This is a genomic window from Amphibacillus xylanus NBRC 15112 (assembly GCF_000307165.1).
Lineage (GTDB): Bacteria > Bacillota > Bacilli > Bacillales > Amphibacillaceae > Amphibacillus > Amphibacillus xylanus.
Genome location: NC_018704.1, coordinates 1,999,684 through 2,016,492, shown reverse-complemented (window position 1 = coordinate 2,016,492; position 16,809 = coordinate 1,999,684). Strand labels below are relative to the sequence as shown.

At 36.8% G+C, this 16,809-nt stretch carries 12 protein-coding genes; 8 read left to right on the top strand and 4 right to left on the bottom strand.

What is annotated here, in order from left to right:
* Positions 1-182 precede the first annotated feature (182 nt).
* Complete coding sequence (locus AXY_RS09815; RefSeq protein ID WP_015010656.1) at positions 183-1,040, top strand: aldose epimerase family protein; 858 nt, start codon at positions 183-185, stop codon at positions 1,038-1,040.
* A gap of 421 nt (positions 1,041-1,461) precedes the next feature.
* Here the strand turns inward: AXY_RS09815 and AXY_RS09810 are convergent, their stop codons facing one another.
* A complete protein-coding gene (locus tag AXY_RS09810) occupies positions 1,462-2,391 on the bottom strand; it encodes a ribose-phosphate diphosphokinase (protein ID WP_041450353.1) in 930 nt (309 codons plus the stop codon).
* Positions 2,392-2,610: 219 nt separating this feature from the next.
* On the opposite strand from AXY_RS09810, the gene AXY_RS09805 reads away from it, so the two are divergent.
* From AXY_RS09805 to AXY_RS09795, 3 genes are all read left to right on the top strand, one after another.
* Positions 2,611-3,456 carry an AraC family transcriptional regulator gene (locus AXY_RS09805; protein WP_015010654.1) on the top strand — a complete coding sequence of 282 codons (846 nt, stop codon included), beginning with the start codon at positions 2,611-2,613 and terminating at the stop codon, positions 3,454-3,456.
* Positions 3,457-3,614: 158 nt separating this feature from the next.
* Positions 3,615-5,681 carry a beta-galactosidase gene (locus AXY_RS09800; protein WP_015010653.1) on the top strand — a complete coding sequence of 689 codons (2,067 nt, stop codon included), beginning with the start codon at positions 3,615-3,617 and terminating at the stop codon, positions 5,679-5,681.
* 137 nt (positions 5,682-5,818) lie between these two features.
* Entirely contained in the window at positions 5,819-7,558 is a 1,740-nt protein-coding gene (locus AXY_RS09795; protein WP_015010652.1) for a phospho-sugar mutase, read from the top strand.
* 250 nt (positions 7,559-7,808) lie between these two features.
* Here the strand turns inward: AXY_RS09795 and AXY_RS13205 are convergent, their stop codons facing one another.
* The gene (locus AXY_RS13205) at positions 7,809-7,934 is read right to left on the bottom strand and encodes a Spo0E family sporulation regulatory protein-aspartic acid phosphatase (protein ID WP_407919040.1); all 126 of its coding nucleotides are present in this window, start codon (positions 7,932-7,934) and stop codon (positions 7,809-7,811) included.
* A gap of 337 nt (positions 7,935-8,271) precedes the next feature.
* Complete coding sequence (gene ppc / locus AXY_RS09790; protein WP_015010651.1) at positions 8,272-11,028, bottom strand: phosphoenolpyruvate carboxylase; 2,757 nt, start codon at positions 11,026-11,028, stop codon at positions 8,272-8,274.
* Between the two features lie 416 nt (positions 11,029-11,444).
* On the opposite strand from ppc, the gene glpK reads away from it, so the two are divergent.
* The gene (glpK, locus tag AXY_RS09785; protein WP_015010650.1) at positions 11,445-12,938 is read left to right on the top strand and encodes a glycerol kinase GlpK; all 1,494 of its coding nucleotides are present in this window, start codon (positions 11,445-11,447) and stop codon (positions 12,936-12,938) included.
* Between the two features lie 538 nt (positions 12,939-13,476).
* Here glpK and AXY_RS09780 read toward each other — a convergent pair.
* On the bottom strand, positions 13,477-14,400 hold the full coding sequence (locus AXY_RS09780) for an aldo/keto reductase (protein ID WP_015010649.1): 924 nt from the start codon (positions 14,398-14,400) through the stop codon (positions 13,477-13,479).
* 456 nt (positions 14,401-14,856) lie between these two features.
* Between AXY_RS09780 and AXY_RS09775 the strand changes: the two genes are divergently transcribed.
* The 3 genes from AXY_RS09775 to AXY_RS09765 all read left to right on the top strand — a co-directional run bounded on the left by AXY_RS09775 (position 14,857) and on the right by AXY_RS09765 (position 16,751).
* The gene (locus AXY_RS09775) at positions 14,857-15,042 is read left to right on the top strand and encodes a cold-shock protein (RefSeq protein WP_015010648.1); all 186 of its coding nucleotides are present in this window, start codon (positions 14,857-14,859) and stop codon (positions 15,040-15,042) included.
* A gap of 239 nt (positions 15,043-15,281) precedes the next feature.
* A complete protein-coding gene (locus tag AXY_RS09770; RefSeq protein ID WP_015010647.1) occupies positions 15,282-16,055 on the top strand; it encodes a SurA N-terminal domain-containing protein in 774 nt (257 codons plus the stop codon).
* A gap of 51 nt (positions 16,056-16,106) precedes the next feature.
* Positions 16,107-16,751, top strand: coding sequence for a DUF6518 family protein (locus tag AXY_RS09765; RefSeq protein ID WP_015010646.1), 645 nt, complete (start codon positions 16,107-16,109; stop codon positions 16,749-16,751).
* Positions 16,752-16,809: the final 58 nt, after the last annotated feature.

Below are 16,809 nucleotides of genomic sequence, written 5' to 3'. Positions count from 1 at the left end.
TATTCGACTTTTTTATTAACTCTCTGTAAAAAAATTTACGAAAAATATTTTAAAAGTCTAGTAGATCTAGTATAATGTAATTACTGTGCTTTTATTTAGCTATAGGTATTTAGTTACCTAGACTACATTTGATTAGATAGATAGAGATAGATAGTTAAAAATATTAAGGGGATATCTAACATATGTATAAAATTGAAAGTTTTGAAAAGCAAATGTTTCAGCTGTACCAACTCAAAAACGAGGAAGGTACATCATGGATTACGGTTTGCCCAGAACGTGGTGGCATTATTATTGGTTACGGTACAAACGGGGAAGAAAAGCTTTACTTAAATGATGAATCATTTTACGATCGTAAACAAGATGTTCGCGGCGGAATTCCGATTCTATTCCCTATCTCAGGTAAACTACCTGATGATCAATATAAGTGGAATAACCAGGAATATCAAATGCCAGAACATGGACTAGCCCGCATTCACCCATGGGAAGTAATTGAGACATATGCTGACGAAGATAAAGCGTTTATTTCTATTTTATTTGAGAGCAGCATTGGAACAAAAGAAGTGTACCCATTTGATTTTGAAGTGATTTTCACTTACACACTTAAAGACGATCAACTCATGATTTATCAAACTTATCGCAATACGGGACGTCATCCTATGCCAATTTATCCAGGCTTGCATCCGTATTTTAAAACAAATTCTAAATTTGTTTCAATCGATACCGGAGCACAAGTGTATTACGACGGTAAAGACGGCGAGACAAAAGCGTTTACAGGTAAGATTGATTTAGAGAAACTAAGTGAAATCGTCGTTTTAGAAAATAAACGTACAGATATTGATGCTCAACTAGAAGATGTTGACGTTCATATCGATCTGGCAAAAGATTTTCGCTACACTGTATTGTGGTCAGAAGAAGGTAGAGATTTTGTGTGTATCGAGCCTTGGACTGCAAAAGACGGTGACCTTTCTAGTGAAGAGGGAATTATTGTTGTCGAGCCAGGTGAAGCCTTCGAAACATGGATTAGTTTTCAAGTAGTCTAAGCTAAATAGTGATTAAATTTAAGTCCAACGCTGTGATCATGCAATGGGCTTTTTGTTTTGGGAAAAAATTCACGCGTCGTGTTGGGTGAAATATCCATTTCGGGTGCGTACGCACATAAATCCCGAAATTCGCACTCAATTTTATAATTTCGCACTATCTGATAGTGCGTTCGCACCCGATTTTGAAATTTCGCACACTTTGATAGTGCGTTCGCACACAAAAAGAAAAATGCGCACTCCTTACTATAAGTTTTTCATCATTTCGAGCGCAAATCATTAATTTCGCACGTAAATTTCGTAGATCGAGCGCAAATTTTTCAGATCGCGCATAAAATCCGTAGATCGAGCGTAAATTTATGAATTCGCGCATAACACAATACTAAAAGTAAAAAAACCTTCACTTGATGTGAAGGTTTTATCATTAGTAATTGAACAGTGAGCTGACTGGTTTTTCTAAGTGAACGCGTTTGATTGCATCTGCGAAAATTGGTGCAGTGCTTAAAATCGTCATTTTATCAGAACGGTATTCTGGTTGGATAAAGATTGTGTCTGTCAGCACCATTTCTTTAATTGGTGATTCATCGATATACTGTGTCGCAATTCCAGAAAGAACTGGGTGTGTACAAGCAGCATAGATTTCTTTCGCTCCATGTTCATGAAGTGCTTTAGCTCCTGTTGAAACTCTTCTACCTGTATCGATGATGTCATCAAGAAGAATAACTGTCTTATCCTTAATATCACCAACAACTGAAAGAAGTGGATGATCTACTTCTCTTGGTCCACGGCGATCTAAGATTGCAATTGGAGCGTGTAGCATATCAGCAAACTGACGTGCACGTTTAACACTTCCATGATCAGGTGCTACTACAACAACGTCTTCTAGATTTTTCTCGATAAAGTACGGTGCAATAATTGGTAGACCGCTAATATGATCCACAGGAATATGGAAAAACCCTTGTACCTGAGATGCGTGTAGATCCATAACGATAACGCGATCTGCTCCAGCTTTTTCAATCATATCGGCAATTAATTTCGCTGTAATTGGCTCACGTGATTTTGTCTTACGATCTTGTCGTGCATAACCGTAGTAAGGTATCACAACATTAATCGTTTTAGCTGATGCACGTCTAAAAGCATCAAGTAAAATCAGTAACTCCATAATATGTTGATCTGATGGATCATTTGTTGATTGAACAATATAAATATCAAAGCCTCGAACACTTTCCTCAACATTAATTTGAATTTCTCCATCACTAAAAGTCTTGATTGACAATTTACCTAATTCAAGACCTAAAAGTTCAGCTATTCCTTTTGCTAGGCTTTTGTTTGAACTTAGACTAAACACTTTCATTTCTTTACTAAAATCATGAGTAGCCACTAAAAATTCGCTCCTTTGATTGGTTAACTATTTTCCATTACCTATTGTAAAACAATTAATAATATAATACTAGCTATCCTACAAAAATTCTTGCTAACACCAGAAAATTTATCAACATTCTCAATGATTTCTTCCCATGATCAAAAGAAACTTATATAATCATAAATAGATTAAGAAAAAGGTGGGGTATGATTGAATAAAAAAGTACGCTATACATTTTCCCCGATTGAAAAATCGTTACCACTATATATGACTAGTATAGGCTATAATCCACAGGAATTACAGTTTAATCGTCCTGAAGGTCTTCCGTATTACCAATGGCTTCACACTGCCCGAGGTGAAGGATTGATTCAGATTAATCAGGAACAATTTATCTTAAAACAAGGTGATGGTGTTCTGATCACACCTTATACCTCTCATAACTATCAGCCAAATCCTCAAGAGTCTAAGGAATGGTCGACTATGTACTTAACATTTAGCGGCTTAGCAATCGAGCAGATCATGGATGCTCTTGAGATGAATTATACATTTGTTTATCATGAATCAGAAAAAAAGCTATTCTATCAAATGATCAGTGAGATATTAAACTTTATTCAAGACTCAAAATCAGAGATATCAACAATTAATCTGGATCTATCGGCAAAAATTTATTCATTTATTATCGCATTAAACAAGCATGCTATCATGAAAAATCGTATTTCTAGGATGCAAACTTATGAAAAAATTAAACCAGTAGTAGAATGGCTAGAAGAGGCTTTTCATAAAAATATTGGCCTATTGGAAATTTCTAATCAAGCTCAATTAAGCCCGCAATACTTAAATAAACTATTTCACGAAACCTTTAACTTGAGTCCGTATTCCTTTTTAGTTCAATTACGCATTCGAGAGGCAAAACGGATTCTACTTACAGAAAAAGATATGACTCTAAAAGAAATAGCGAGAATGGTTGGTTTTAATTCTGTCAGCCATTTTGCTGCAACGTTTAAACAACGCGAAGGAATGACACCGACACAATATCGACAATTGCATCAAAAATAAACAGTCCGACATACGTGAACCCTGTCAAGCTATTTGATGGGGTTAAATATTGCAAAAAATTCACCTCTATTTAGAAATATGAAGATTTAGTGGTGTATTTTAATGTAGAACTTGTCACTGAGCGATTTTATAATTAAGGTAAATTCATTTTATAAGGAATGAGAGAAATGTTTAAACCATTAAGTGAAAAGTTATCAAAAATGCTCCACGGAGCAGATTATAATCCAGAACAGTGGCTCGATTATCCTGAGGTGTTTGAAGAGGATTTACGATTAATGAAATTAGCAAATGTCAATGTGATGTCGATTGGCATGTTTTCTTGGGGAAAGCTTGAACCGGAAGAAGGCGTATTTGACTTTAGTTGGATGGACCATGTCATTGATCGACTACATGAAAATGGTGTGGCCGTATTCCTATCAACACCAAGTGGAGCAAGACCAACTTGGATGTCAGAGAAATACCCTGAAGTTCTTAGAGTCAGTGCAAATCGAGTTCGTAATTTACACGGTATGCGCCATAATCACTGCTATACGTCACCAATATATCGCGAAAAAATCTCAATCATTAATCGCCAGTTAGCCGAACGATATGCAGATCACCCTGGCATTGTCGGATGGCATATTTCTAATGAGTATGGTGGAGATTGTCATTGTGATCATTGTCAAAAGGCATTTCGTAAATGGGTGAAAAATAAATATCAAACATTAGATAAACTGAATCATGCTTGGTGGACAACATTTTGGAGTCATACATATACGAGCTGGTCACAGGTTGAATCGCCAGCACCGCACGGCGAAACAATGGTTCACGGTCAAAATTTGGACTGGAAGCGGTTTGTTACTGATCAAACGATAGACTTTTATCTACATGAGTTACAACCATTAAAGGATAAAAATCCAGACATCCCAGCGACAGCAAATTTTATGGTCTTATACGATGGCTTAAATTATGATAAATTTGCTCAAGTCGTTGATTTTATCTCATGGGATTCATATCCAACCTGGCACGAAGCGGAGGATGAACGACGGATTGCAGCTTTTACAGCAATGAATCATGATTGGTTCCGATCGATGAAAAATGGCCAACCATTTTATTTAATGGAAAGTACCCCAAGCGCAACCAATTGGCAAGATATGAGTAAGCTCAAAAAGCCAGGGATGCATTTGTTATCATCTATCCAAGCAGTAGCACACGGTTCAAACTCTGTGCAATACTTCCAGTGGCGCAAAAGTCGAGGCTCTAGTGAGAAATTCCATGGTGCAGTCGTTGATCATTATGGTGGCGAAAAGACACGTGTCTTTAAAGATGTTGCCGAGGTTGGTAGAGTTTTAGCCGAATTGAATGAATTAATTACTGCATCTGTAAAACCTGAAGTAGCGATTATTTTTGATACTGAAAATCGTTGGGCTGTTAACGACGCACAAGGACCACGAAATATTGGTATCCATTATGAACGAACAGTTCTTGAGCATTATCAAGCATTTTGGGAACAGGGAATACCGGTTGATGTGATTAGCATGGAACGGGACCTATTGCAGTATAAACTCGTTATTGCCCCAATGGTCTATATGACAAGTGAAGATTTCGGTAAAAGAGTCGAGTCATTTGTAGAAGCGGGTGGTACATTTGTGACAACATACTGGTCAGGTATTGTTAATGAGACAGATTTAACATACTTAACAGGCTTCCCAGGACCGCTTCGCCACGTTTTAGGGATTTGGTCAGAAGAAATCGATGGCCTTTATGATCATGAAACAAACTACATTCAGTTTGATCAAAATAATCACTTAGGACTAGCAGGTGAATATGAGGTTCGTGATTTGTGTGAAATAATTCATTTAGAAGACGCAGAGGCACTCGCATATTACGGGAAGGACTTTTATCAAGGACGTCCCGCACTAACTGTCAACCAGTTTGGAAAAGGGAAAGCATACTATATGGCTGCTCGACAAAATCTAGCATTTCACCGCGACTTTTATAAAAGACTATTAGCCGAAACAGGCATTGAACCTGTTATTAATCAATCATTACCAGAAGGCGTATCTGTCACTGCACGATCAAATCAGACAACCGATTTTGTCTTTCTGATGAACTTTAATAATCGTGAGACGAAAGTCATGCTCGATAAAAAAGAATATCAGAATATACTAACGAAAGCACAAGTATCCAATCAGGTAACATTAGCAGCTTTTGGCGTCGAAATATTAAAAAGGAAGCGAAAATAATTAATCAAAACGTGTCGCATTAATGTTTGACACGTTTAATATTGCTTATTTTATGAAATTTTGATAAACTATAATTGAATTTTGTTATAATGACTTTAGCATTCGTGCTAAAGTATTAATTATAGGAGGTGATTTGTTTGACATGGCAAACTCACTTTGAAAAGTGGAATCAGTATCAGCAATTAGACTCTGAGTTGCGTGACCAATTAAAGAAAATGAGTCATGATGAAAAAAAATTAGAAGATTGCTTTTACAAAAATCTCGAATTCGGTACTGGTGGATTGAGAGGAATCTTAGGACCTGGGACGAACCGAATGAATATCTATACAGTGCGTAAGGCAACGGAAGGCTTAGCGCAATATATTATTTCAAAAGGAGACGAAGCTGTTAAACGTGGTGTTGCAATCGCTTATGATTCACGTTATAAATCACCATTGTTTGCAATGGAAGCAGCCAAAACCTTATCGTCACATGGGATTCATACATATGTCTTTGAATCACTACGTTCAACACCTGAGCTATCTTTTGCTGTGCGTTATTTACATGCATATAGTGGTATTATGATTACAGCAAGCCATAACCCACCTGAGTATAACGGATTCAAAGTTTACAATGATGATGGTGGTCAAATTCCGCTCGATATGGCAGCAGAGATTATTGCCAAAATTAATGAAGTTGAAAATGAATTTGCTGTTGAAGTAAAAGAAGAGAGTGAATTAAAAGCAGCAGGTCTCATTCAAATGATCGGTGAAACTGTTGATCGTGCTTATCAAAAACAACTAATGACAATTGTCCAGCAACCAAATGTCATTCAAGAGGCTGCTGATGAGTTTAAAATTATTTATACACCTCTACATGGAACTGGAAACATTCCAGTGCGCCAAGGTCTAACGGCAATGGGCTTTAAACATGTTGATGTTGTACCAGAGCAAGAAATGCCTGATCCAGAATTCAGTACGGTAAAATCACCAAACCCAGAAGAACATGAGGCGTTTACGTTAGCCATTCAGCAAGGTGAAAAGTCGGGAGCAGATCTATTAATCGGTACGGATCCTGATGCAGACCGTGTTGGTGTCGCGACAAGAGACGATTCAGATCAATTCGTTGTTCTAACTGGTAACCAAGTTGGTGCATTGATGCTTGATTATTTAATTGAATCAAAGAAAGCTCAAGGTAAGCTAGCTAAAAATGCAACCGTATTAAAGACGATCGTAACAAGTGAAATCGGTCGAGATATTGCAACAGCACATGGCTTGGAGACAGTTGATACTTTAACTGGTTTTAAATTTATTGGTGAAAAAATTAAAGAATATGAAGATAGTGGCGAACGTCAATTCCTCTTTGGTTATGAAGAAAGCTACGGCTATTTAATTGGTGATTTCGTTAGAGATAAAGATGCTGTTCAAGCGAGCTTATTAATCGCAGAAGTTGCTGCATATTATAAGCTAAAAGGCATGACGCTTTATCAAGGCTTACAAGCGCTCTTTAATAAGTATGGCTATTATTATGAGTCACTTCGTTCACTTACTTTGACAGGTAAAGAGGGTGCGGAACAAATTGAAGCATTACTGCGTGAATTTAGAAATCACCCACCTGTTCAGCTTGCGGACCACGTAGTCGTAACGATTGAAGATTATTTAAGTAGTGAGAGAACAAATGTTGAAACGAAAGCTGTTGAAACAATTGAATTGCCAAAATCAAATGTATTGAAATATTTATTGGCTGACGGTTCATGGGTTTGTGCCCGTCCATCAGGAACTGAACCGAAAATTAAGTTTTACTTTGCTGTTAATGGCGATGAAGAAGCAGCGACTAAAGCAAAACTTAAACAACTTGAATCAGGCTTCATGACGATTGTAAATCAGTTTTTAGCATAATCAAATTAGGAAACTGCACCTCTATAGACGAATCTAACCTATAGAGGTGTATTTTTTGTGAAAAAAAAATAAGCCAAGTTCACTTAGCTTATGCGGTCAATTGAATGCGGTATTGATTTTTGGGCAGCATAAATAAACCTTTGCCCCTATTGCTATTCAAATTGAATAATTTTTGGGTGATAAAACAACTAATGAGAAGATTGAATGATCGGTACACTGACATAAAACTTGAGACTATCTCGAGATGACTCTAGTGTGAGTTGGAGAGATATAACGTGTTAATCGCTTGGTCAAGTTCTTGTGAAATGGTTAAAAGTGCTTGTGGATCATTTGTTTCAAAATACATTTGATACATATGTCTTCTTAGTTTTTCTATTTCTGCTGTTGTTTTAGTCGTTAAACGACATTCTGCGAATTGATTAATAGAATTGCCCTCCCTTAGTGAATATCCTCTACTAGTTTAGGAAATTTTTTCTCGTTTGTACATAGCGAAAACCATCTATTTTTGTCTATTTTTGTTCTATAAAGTTTATTTAGTATAAAAAAAGATAGGGTAAAATGAAGCGGTCTATCATTATTTATGTAAGGTAGCGGTAGCTAGGTCGTGACTAATGCATTTCATTCTATTTAATCTATGATTAAATCAGAAAAAAACAGTTGCACTTACGAAAAATCGTAAATACAACTGTTTATTTGTTTTATTCTAGAAGTAATCAACCAGTATTACGGAGGCCTGCTGCAATTCCGTTAATTGTTAGTAATACTTCTTCTAGTAATTGTGTATATGCTTGATCTTCATCATCTAGTAGACGAAGTTGATTTAATAGTTGAACTTGAATTAAGTTTAACGGGTCTACTAAAGGATTACGTAAGCGTACAGATTCTTTAATATTAGGTTGATGATCCATCAGTTCTTCTTGCTGAGTAATCTCGAGGACAATTTTCTTCGTTAGATCATATTCTTCTTTAATCTGACCAAATATACGCTTAGCAACTTCACAGTCACCGATCATTTCAATGTATACTTCAGCAATATCTAAATCGGCTTTAGTAAGAGCCATTTGCAGGTTGTTCACTGTTGCCTGGAAGAAAGGCCAGTGTGCATACATTTCTCGGTACAATTCAATATTATTAGTTTTATCTAAATAAGCTTGTAGACCTGTTCCTGTCGCGTACCAAGCAGGGATCAATTGGCGAGCTTGAGTCCAAGCAAACACCCAAGGAATAGCTCGTAAGTCTTCAAACTTCTCACTACCTTTACGCTTCATTGGACGAGATCCAATATTGAGCTCACCAAGTTCATTTAATGGTGTACCTTGGTTAAAGTAAGTTAAGAAATCTGGATCACCAAAGACGAGATCTTGATACTTCTTAAATGCAACATCTGATGCGTATGATAATGCTTGATATGCTTCTTCAGTTGGCATGAGTTCTTGCTTATCAGTTTGCATAATGCCACCGATAGAAGTCAGCATTACTGATGTTGCTTGCTCTAAACTTCTGTATGCAATATCAGAAAGCAGGTAGCGTGATGATAATACTTCACCTTGCTCGGTAATTTTAACACCATCACCAAGTGTGATTACTGGTTGAGATAAAATACTTGAGTAAAGCGGTCCACCACCACGGCCTAATGAGCCACCACGACCATGGAAATATTTCAGTTTAACCCCATACTCAGCAGCAATAGAATGGATTTCCTCTTGTGCTTTAAATAGCTCCCAGTTAGCTGTGATGTTACCGCCATCCTTACTACCATCTGAATATCCAAGCATAACTTCTTGTAAATCACCACGTGCTTCAATATGCTTACGATACAGTGGAATGTCGAATAGACGTTTAATTAGCGTTGGTCCAAACTTCAGATCGTCAATTGTCTCTAATAATGGAGCAACATGAATGCGACTTCTTACGCGTCCATTTGGATATACACGATAGAGCCCGACTTCTTTTGCTAAGACGAGGACTTCTAATACGTCACTGACGGAAGTCGTCATACTAACAAGATAAACTTCAATTGCACGTTCGCCAAATTTATCTTTCGCTACTTTAATCGTTCGGAATGTTTCAATCATTTCTTGGGCTTCTGGTGAGAATTCATCATAGATAGAAATCAGTGGACGAGGATCTTCTAATACTGAGATCAGCGTTGAAATTTTCTCTTCTTCGTCTAATGACTTGTAATCTTTTGCAATTCCGACTAATCGGAAAATCTCTGCAATTGTATTTTCATGCTCACCACTATGGTTTCTAATATCTAAGGTTGCTAAGTGGAAACCGAATAATTCAACTTGACGAATGACTTTTCTAAGTAGTTTAATTGGATTGCTCTTTGGATGGTGCATTTCAAGGCTTTCTTGAATGAGTAATAGATCATCAAGTAATGCATGTGAATCTCGATAACCAGCTTCATCCTCGAAAGAGGTCAATCTTAATCGACGTAAAATCAGACCAAGTTTTACTCGGTACACTTCATCTTCTTTATGCCAACCATTGTAATTTAACTCAGCTTGGTCATCTGCAATAGACTTAACAAGTGCACCACTAACATTTACTTTCTTAGTCGATTGACTTAGTTTTTCACGTAATTTTGTAATTGATTCAATATATTTTGATAGGACAAGCTTACGATGTTCTCTTAATGTTTGCATCGTCGTTTCCGCTGTTACAAATGGGTTACCATCTCTGTCTCCACCAATCCAAGATCCAAAACGTAAGAATGAAGGCACATGAAAACGATGATTATATTTATCTTCTAATAAGTCCTCTAAATCTTGATGAATAAGTGGTAAGACATCGAATAAAACTTTTTCAAAGTAGTAAAGCCCATTTGAGACTTCCTTCATAACAGAAGGCTTTTTCTCTCTGATTTCCGCTGTTTGCCAGAGAATTGTAATCTCAGTTTCAATCTTTTCTCTAATTACCTTTTTGTCATAACGTGTATAAGAGTACTCACGTTGCTTGAGTAGTTCTGCGATTTTCTGATGAATACGTAACATTGTGCGTCGCGTCGCTTCTGTTGGGTGTGCTGTAATCACAAGCTCTAACGATAATTTCTCTAACGCACTTTCAACCTGTTCAATTGAAATATTATTATCGAATAATTGGTTGACACCTTCTTCTAGTGAACGAGGCTGAATGACTGTATCATCTTGCATTTGATAATAACGTCTACGTCTAATGCGATAATTCTGTTCAGCTATATTGTAAAGTTGTAAATTTACCGAAAAAGCACGAATAATTTTCTCTCTTAGACGTGAATCAAGTTTCTTAATCTCTTTATTTAATAGGTCAAAGTTGTTTGTCGTTTCATCATCACGTAATGCTTTTGATAAATTTCGGAAATGTTTGAAGGTATTTAGAAGCTCTTCTCCACCTTCTTGTCGTAACACACCGTCAAGAATATCATTGAGATATTCTACATCATGATTCAGTGTAATGTTACTTAATTGCAAATCAAATTGTTGCATAAATTCACTTCCTTTCAAAGATTTTAACGATATAAAGCCTTATTTAACAATGATTACAGCGTTTTCTGACGATCTTTAAATGTTTGATAAATGCCTTTTTCAAAAGGTATAAATGTATCATATCATGAAAATATATATTTATTAACAGTAAAAATCAGAAAATTATCTGAATAATCGCGTTCTAATCTAATTTTGATATAAATTTTAAATAATATTAGATAAATATATACCAACTCGGTATCAATGTCGAGGAAAAGTAGAAAAATATCGCAAAAAGTTAGAAAATACTATTGATAACGCTTACAAAATTAGTTATGATAGAGAAGTAGCAAGCGAGCTGCATCCCTTCGCAAGTATTGGCCCGTACCTATTCGAACAGGTATGGGTATTTTTTTTAGAAAGGGGCTTTTTTTATAATGGAGAAGAAATATATTCTAACAATCGATCAAGGAACGACAAGTACGCGAGCATTTCTTGTCAATAAAAAGGGCGAAATTGTCGCAACAGCTCAACGTGAGTTTGAACAGTTTTTCCCACAGCCTGGTTGGGTTGAACACGATGCAAACGAAATCTGGACGTCTGTATTAGCGGTAATGGCTGATGCATTAAGAAAAGCTGATGTCCATGCCCGCGAAGTCGCAAGTATTGGAATCGCCAATCAACGAGAGACGACGGTCATTTGGGAACGTGATACAGGTAAACCAATATACCATGCGCTTGTTTGGCAATCACGTCAAACAGAAGCGATTTGTCAGGAGCTAAGAGCAGCTGGACATGAACAGATGATCAAGGACAAGACGGGACTAGTCATTGATCCTTACTTTTCTGCGACAAAAATAAAATGGTTACTAGACCACGTTGAAGGAGCACGTGACAAGGCTGAACGTGGTGAGCTTCAGTTTGGAACGATCGAAACTTGGTTAATTTATAAACTATCAGGCGGTAAGCTACATATAACTGACTACTCAAACGCATCACGAACAATGCTATTTAATATCCATGAACTAAAGTGGGACGAGGAATTACTAGATTTACTCAATATTCCAGCAAGTCTATTACCACAGGTCCGTCCTTCATCAGAGATTTACGGCTCGACAGTGGACTATCACTTTTTCGGTCAAGAAACGCCAATCGCTGGAGCTGCTGGTGACCAACAAGCCGCATTGTTTGGACAAGCATGCTTTGAAACAGGTATGGTAAAAAACACATACGGTACAGGTTGCTTTATGCTGATGCCAACTGGTAAAAAAGCAATTCAATCAAAAAATGGTCTACTCACGACAATTGCATGGGGATTAAATGGAGAGATTACATATGCTCTTGAAGGTAGTGTATTCGTTGCCGGATCTGCTGTTCAATGGTTGAGAGATGGACTAAAAATGTTAGAAAATGCAAAGGATAGCGAACCCCTTGCCACTGCAGTCGAATCAACAGAAGGCGTCTATTTTGTCCCTGCATTCGTTGGATTAGGCACACCGTATTGGGACAGTGATGCAAGAGGTGCAATGTTTGGCATTACGCGAGGAACAACAAGGGAACATATCGCACGTGCAACATTAGAATCAATCGCATACCAAAGTAAAGATGTGCTCGAAACGATGGAGCAAGACTCTGGAATCAAGGTTAAACAGCTACGCGTTGATGGTGGCGCTGTTAAAAATAACTTCCTAATGCAATTTCAAAGTGACATTTTAAATGTGCCAGTCGAAAGACCAATTATTAATGAAACGACCGCAATAGGCGCAGCATATTTAGCTGGCTTAGCAGTAGGCTTTTGGCAAGACATCAATGAAATTGCATCACACTGGGAACGAGAGCATTTGTTTGAAGCGAAGATGAGTGAAGCAAAACGACAAGAGCTTTACCAAGGCTGGAAAAAAGCAGTCGCCGCAACAAGACAATATAAATAACGAAAAAGAAGCCGTTGGATTTTTACATAAAGTAAAATTTCAACGGCTTTAAATATTTTTCAATCAAAATAAGTTCCACTACATTTTTCTGTTATAAAAGATGAAGTTGAGTGTATTTTCGCGAAGCTGAGTGCATTTCCGGGAACTTGTGTGTATTTCTGCAAACTTGTGTGTATTTTCGCGAACTTGTGTGCATTTCCGGGAACTTGTGTGTATTTACGCAAACTTGTGTGTATTTTCGAAAAGTTGTGTGCATTTCCGGAAACTTGTGTGTATTTCTCGAAACTTGTGTGTATTTTCGCGAACTTGTGTGCATTTTCATGAACTTGTGTGTATTTACGCAAACTTGTGTGTATTTCTGCAAACTTGTGTGCATTTCGCAAAACTTGTGTGCATTTTCGCAAACTTGTATGTATTTCGTAAAACTTGAATATATTTCTCAAAAGATAAAAATAGAAATAGACAAAAAAATGGCTTCGAACAATAAATTATTTGTTCTTAGCCATTTTTGATTAGTTTTCTTTAACCTCTTTATTGTTTACTTAACAAATTGAGGATGGTCAGGCGATACAAGATCTAATTTAACAGCTGCTGCGTTGCTGATCACTTGTTCTTTTGATTTACAGCCTGGGATAACTGTTGTAACTGCGGGGTGCTGTAGACACCAAGCAAGCGCCCATGTTGCCATCGGTACACCAGCCGGAACCTCTTCACGTTTAATCTGCTCAACTTTTTCTAACATCGCTTGTTGTTCAGCTTTATCATAACGAGAGCGCACGTCGTTTGAGCTAAACTGTGCACCAGGCTTATATTTTCCACTTAAATAGCCACTTGCAAGTGGAACGCGAGCTAAAATTCCGAGCTGATCTTTTTGAGCAATTGGAAAAATTTCTTCCTCCGGTGATTGCGTCAAACGATTGTAAACAAGCTGTAGAGCATCAGCACCGACTTCTTTAGCCATATTTGTTTGATGAATACTTGCATCATTTTGTAATGATAGTCCTAAGTAACGAATTTTCCCCGCTTGCTTTTGCTTATCAAGCATCGTCCATAGATCATCATTATTAAATTCCTCATCCTCTAACGAATGAGATTGGTAAAGATCAATATAATCAGTATTAAGCGCCTTTAATGATCGGTCTAGTTGCTTCAAAACAGCATCTGCATCGACATGACGTGTTCGTTCGAAAGGTGAATGGAAGTGATGGCCGAATTTCGTTGCCACGATCCAATCCTCACGCTGATGTCGCTTTAAATAATCACCGATTAAACGTTCAGACAGGTGATCACCATAACATTCAGCTGTATCAATTAAATTAATCCCTTCTTCACGAGCTTGATTTAAAATCTCATCAACCTGATTTTGGCTGAAGTTAACACCCCATTCGCCACCGAATTGCCAGGTGCCAACACCGATAACAGAAACGTCAAGATCAGTTTGTCCAATTTTACGATATTGCATCTTTACAACACTCCTTTACTATCATCTGCTTTTAGAATAACATAATTGAAAAAATTAATAAGCGATATGCTCAGTGAAAATCGGCAAAAAAAAGAGCACCCAATTCTGCGAGTGATTGGATGCCAATAAGGGGGACAATCTAATTTGAAAAATACGCTATCTCTTCTGAGAGCATGAATCTGAGTATTCAAGTTCTTAAGGAGAGATATACATTCCAAAATTGTAACCGTTTTCATTATATGATAGATTCAATAAAAATACATGAACCGAAAGACCTATTTTTTAACCATATAAAGTAATTGAAGACAAGACGAATACTTTGCTATTTTTGATAGCATTTTACTAGATAGAGATTTGCTTAGAGTTAATCATGAATAATTAATTTAGTTTCCTCCTTTGTTTTATTTTCAAAAGAGGCGTATAATAGTGTTATGGACCCAAGAAAGGGGTGGTTTGGTGGCTTATTACAATAATAGGCGTGAACCAGTTGAAGAGGTAGATACAAAAATTTGGTCATGTACAAATGAAGAATGTGCTGGCTGGATGCGCGTCGATTATTCATTTGATGAAAAACCAGCTTGTCCACTTTGTGAATCGGAAATGGTTCAAGAAACAAAAGTACTTCCTAAGATTACAAAATAATTTCAACATTAACCGAAGTACGGTAACGAATTTTGGTTAATAAACGTCGTATGTTTTGATAACATAATCTTCAGTAAGTTACTGATTTATTTGAAACTGGCAATCGCCAGTTTTTTTCTTTTGGGGAAAAATAATTTTAAGCATCGTGTTAATCTTGAAACAAGCGGATAAACATGCTTCAATTAACATATAATGTTTGAGAGTAATTGGAATGAGATGATTGAGGATGTGGACCTGAGATGAAACAGATCAAAGTATCGTTATTAATAATTATGAGTTTATGTATTGGACTTGTTGCTTGTGGTGATAAAGAGGAAAAAGAAGCAGAAAAGCAGGATCTAGAAGAACCAACTGAAATTGTCGAGGTTCCTGATGTAGCTGAAGTTCCTGAAGAGACCGAGGAACCAATTGAAGTTGAACAAATTGTTTCAGATGATGAGCGAGTTGATGAAACTGAACTAGTGTTAATCGTAAATGGTGAAGAGGTTTATGGTGATCGCTATAATTTAGCATATCTTGAAGTGAAAAATCGCTTAGTTCAAGCTGAAACATTGCCAGAAGATTTAACAGAAGTACATGATGAGGCGATGGGTGAATTAATTAACCATACTTTACTTGCTCAAGATGCGAAGGACAAAGGGATTGTTGTCACAAGTCGAGAAGTAGATGAAATTTTTGAAGACACAAAAGCTCAATTTGAGTCTGAAGCGGAATTTTATCAAATACTCGATCAGCTACCATATACTGAGGACGTTTTCCGTGAAATTTTAGCAAAATCATTATTACAGCAATTGTACATTACGCAAGAATTCAACGATATTGCAATTTCAAATGATGAAATTGAGGAGTTTTATGATATTTTAGCAGACCAGCTAGAAAATCCCCCAGCACTAGAAGAGATTCGAACTGATATACACAATCAATTATTACAAACTGAAATTCAAATGGCTTTGACGGACCGAATCAATCAGTTGAAAAAAGTTGCAGAGATAGAAGTGATTTTAGAAAAATAGTTGAGTGACGAGGTAAAAATAGAGTTATATATTTTGTTTGGGAGAGTTAAGATGAAAGATTTTTTAAATGACATTCGTAAACCTACGCAGATGCCACGATCGAGAAAAATATTATATTCTAGTTTGATATTTATGTTAGGGGTAATTTTAGGGACGATTTCAAAGCTCCTAGACGAAACGGCAAGTAACCTATTACCTTACTTCCTAGAACAATTGGATTTAAGGAACTTTTTTTCACGAATGGGGATTTGGCTTTTCCTTGCTGTTGTAATAGCGATTTATAGTAAATCGCCAATCAGATCTGCGTTAAATGTACTCATATTTTTTGTCGGCATGGTAGGCAGTTACTATCTCTATACAGTGCTAATCGCTGGCTTTTACCCTAAAACATATATGATGATTTGGATTGCGATGACATTAATCTCACCTCTGTTAGCTTTTATCTGTTGGTATGCAAAAGGACGAGGAGTAATCGCTACTTTAATTTCATCGTTTATCATTGTGGCTATTTCAAGACAGGCATTTGCATTTGGCTTTTGGTATTTTAATATTAAATATTCACTCGAATTTTTAGTTTGGATCGCTACGATCGTAGTATTATATCAATCGCCAAAACAGATTAGTAAAGTGCTGGTCATAGGGATGCTATTATACTTTGCAACTGCTCAACTAAATATATTTTGGGGAATGTTATGACAAAGAAACTCTGAGGGAGTGGGGGTTTCTTTTTTTGTGATGATATGTGGAATTCTTC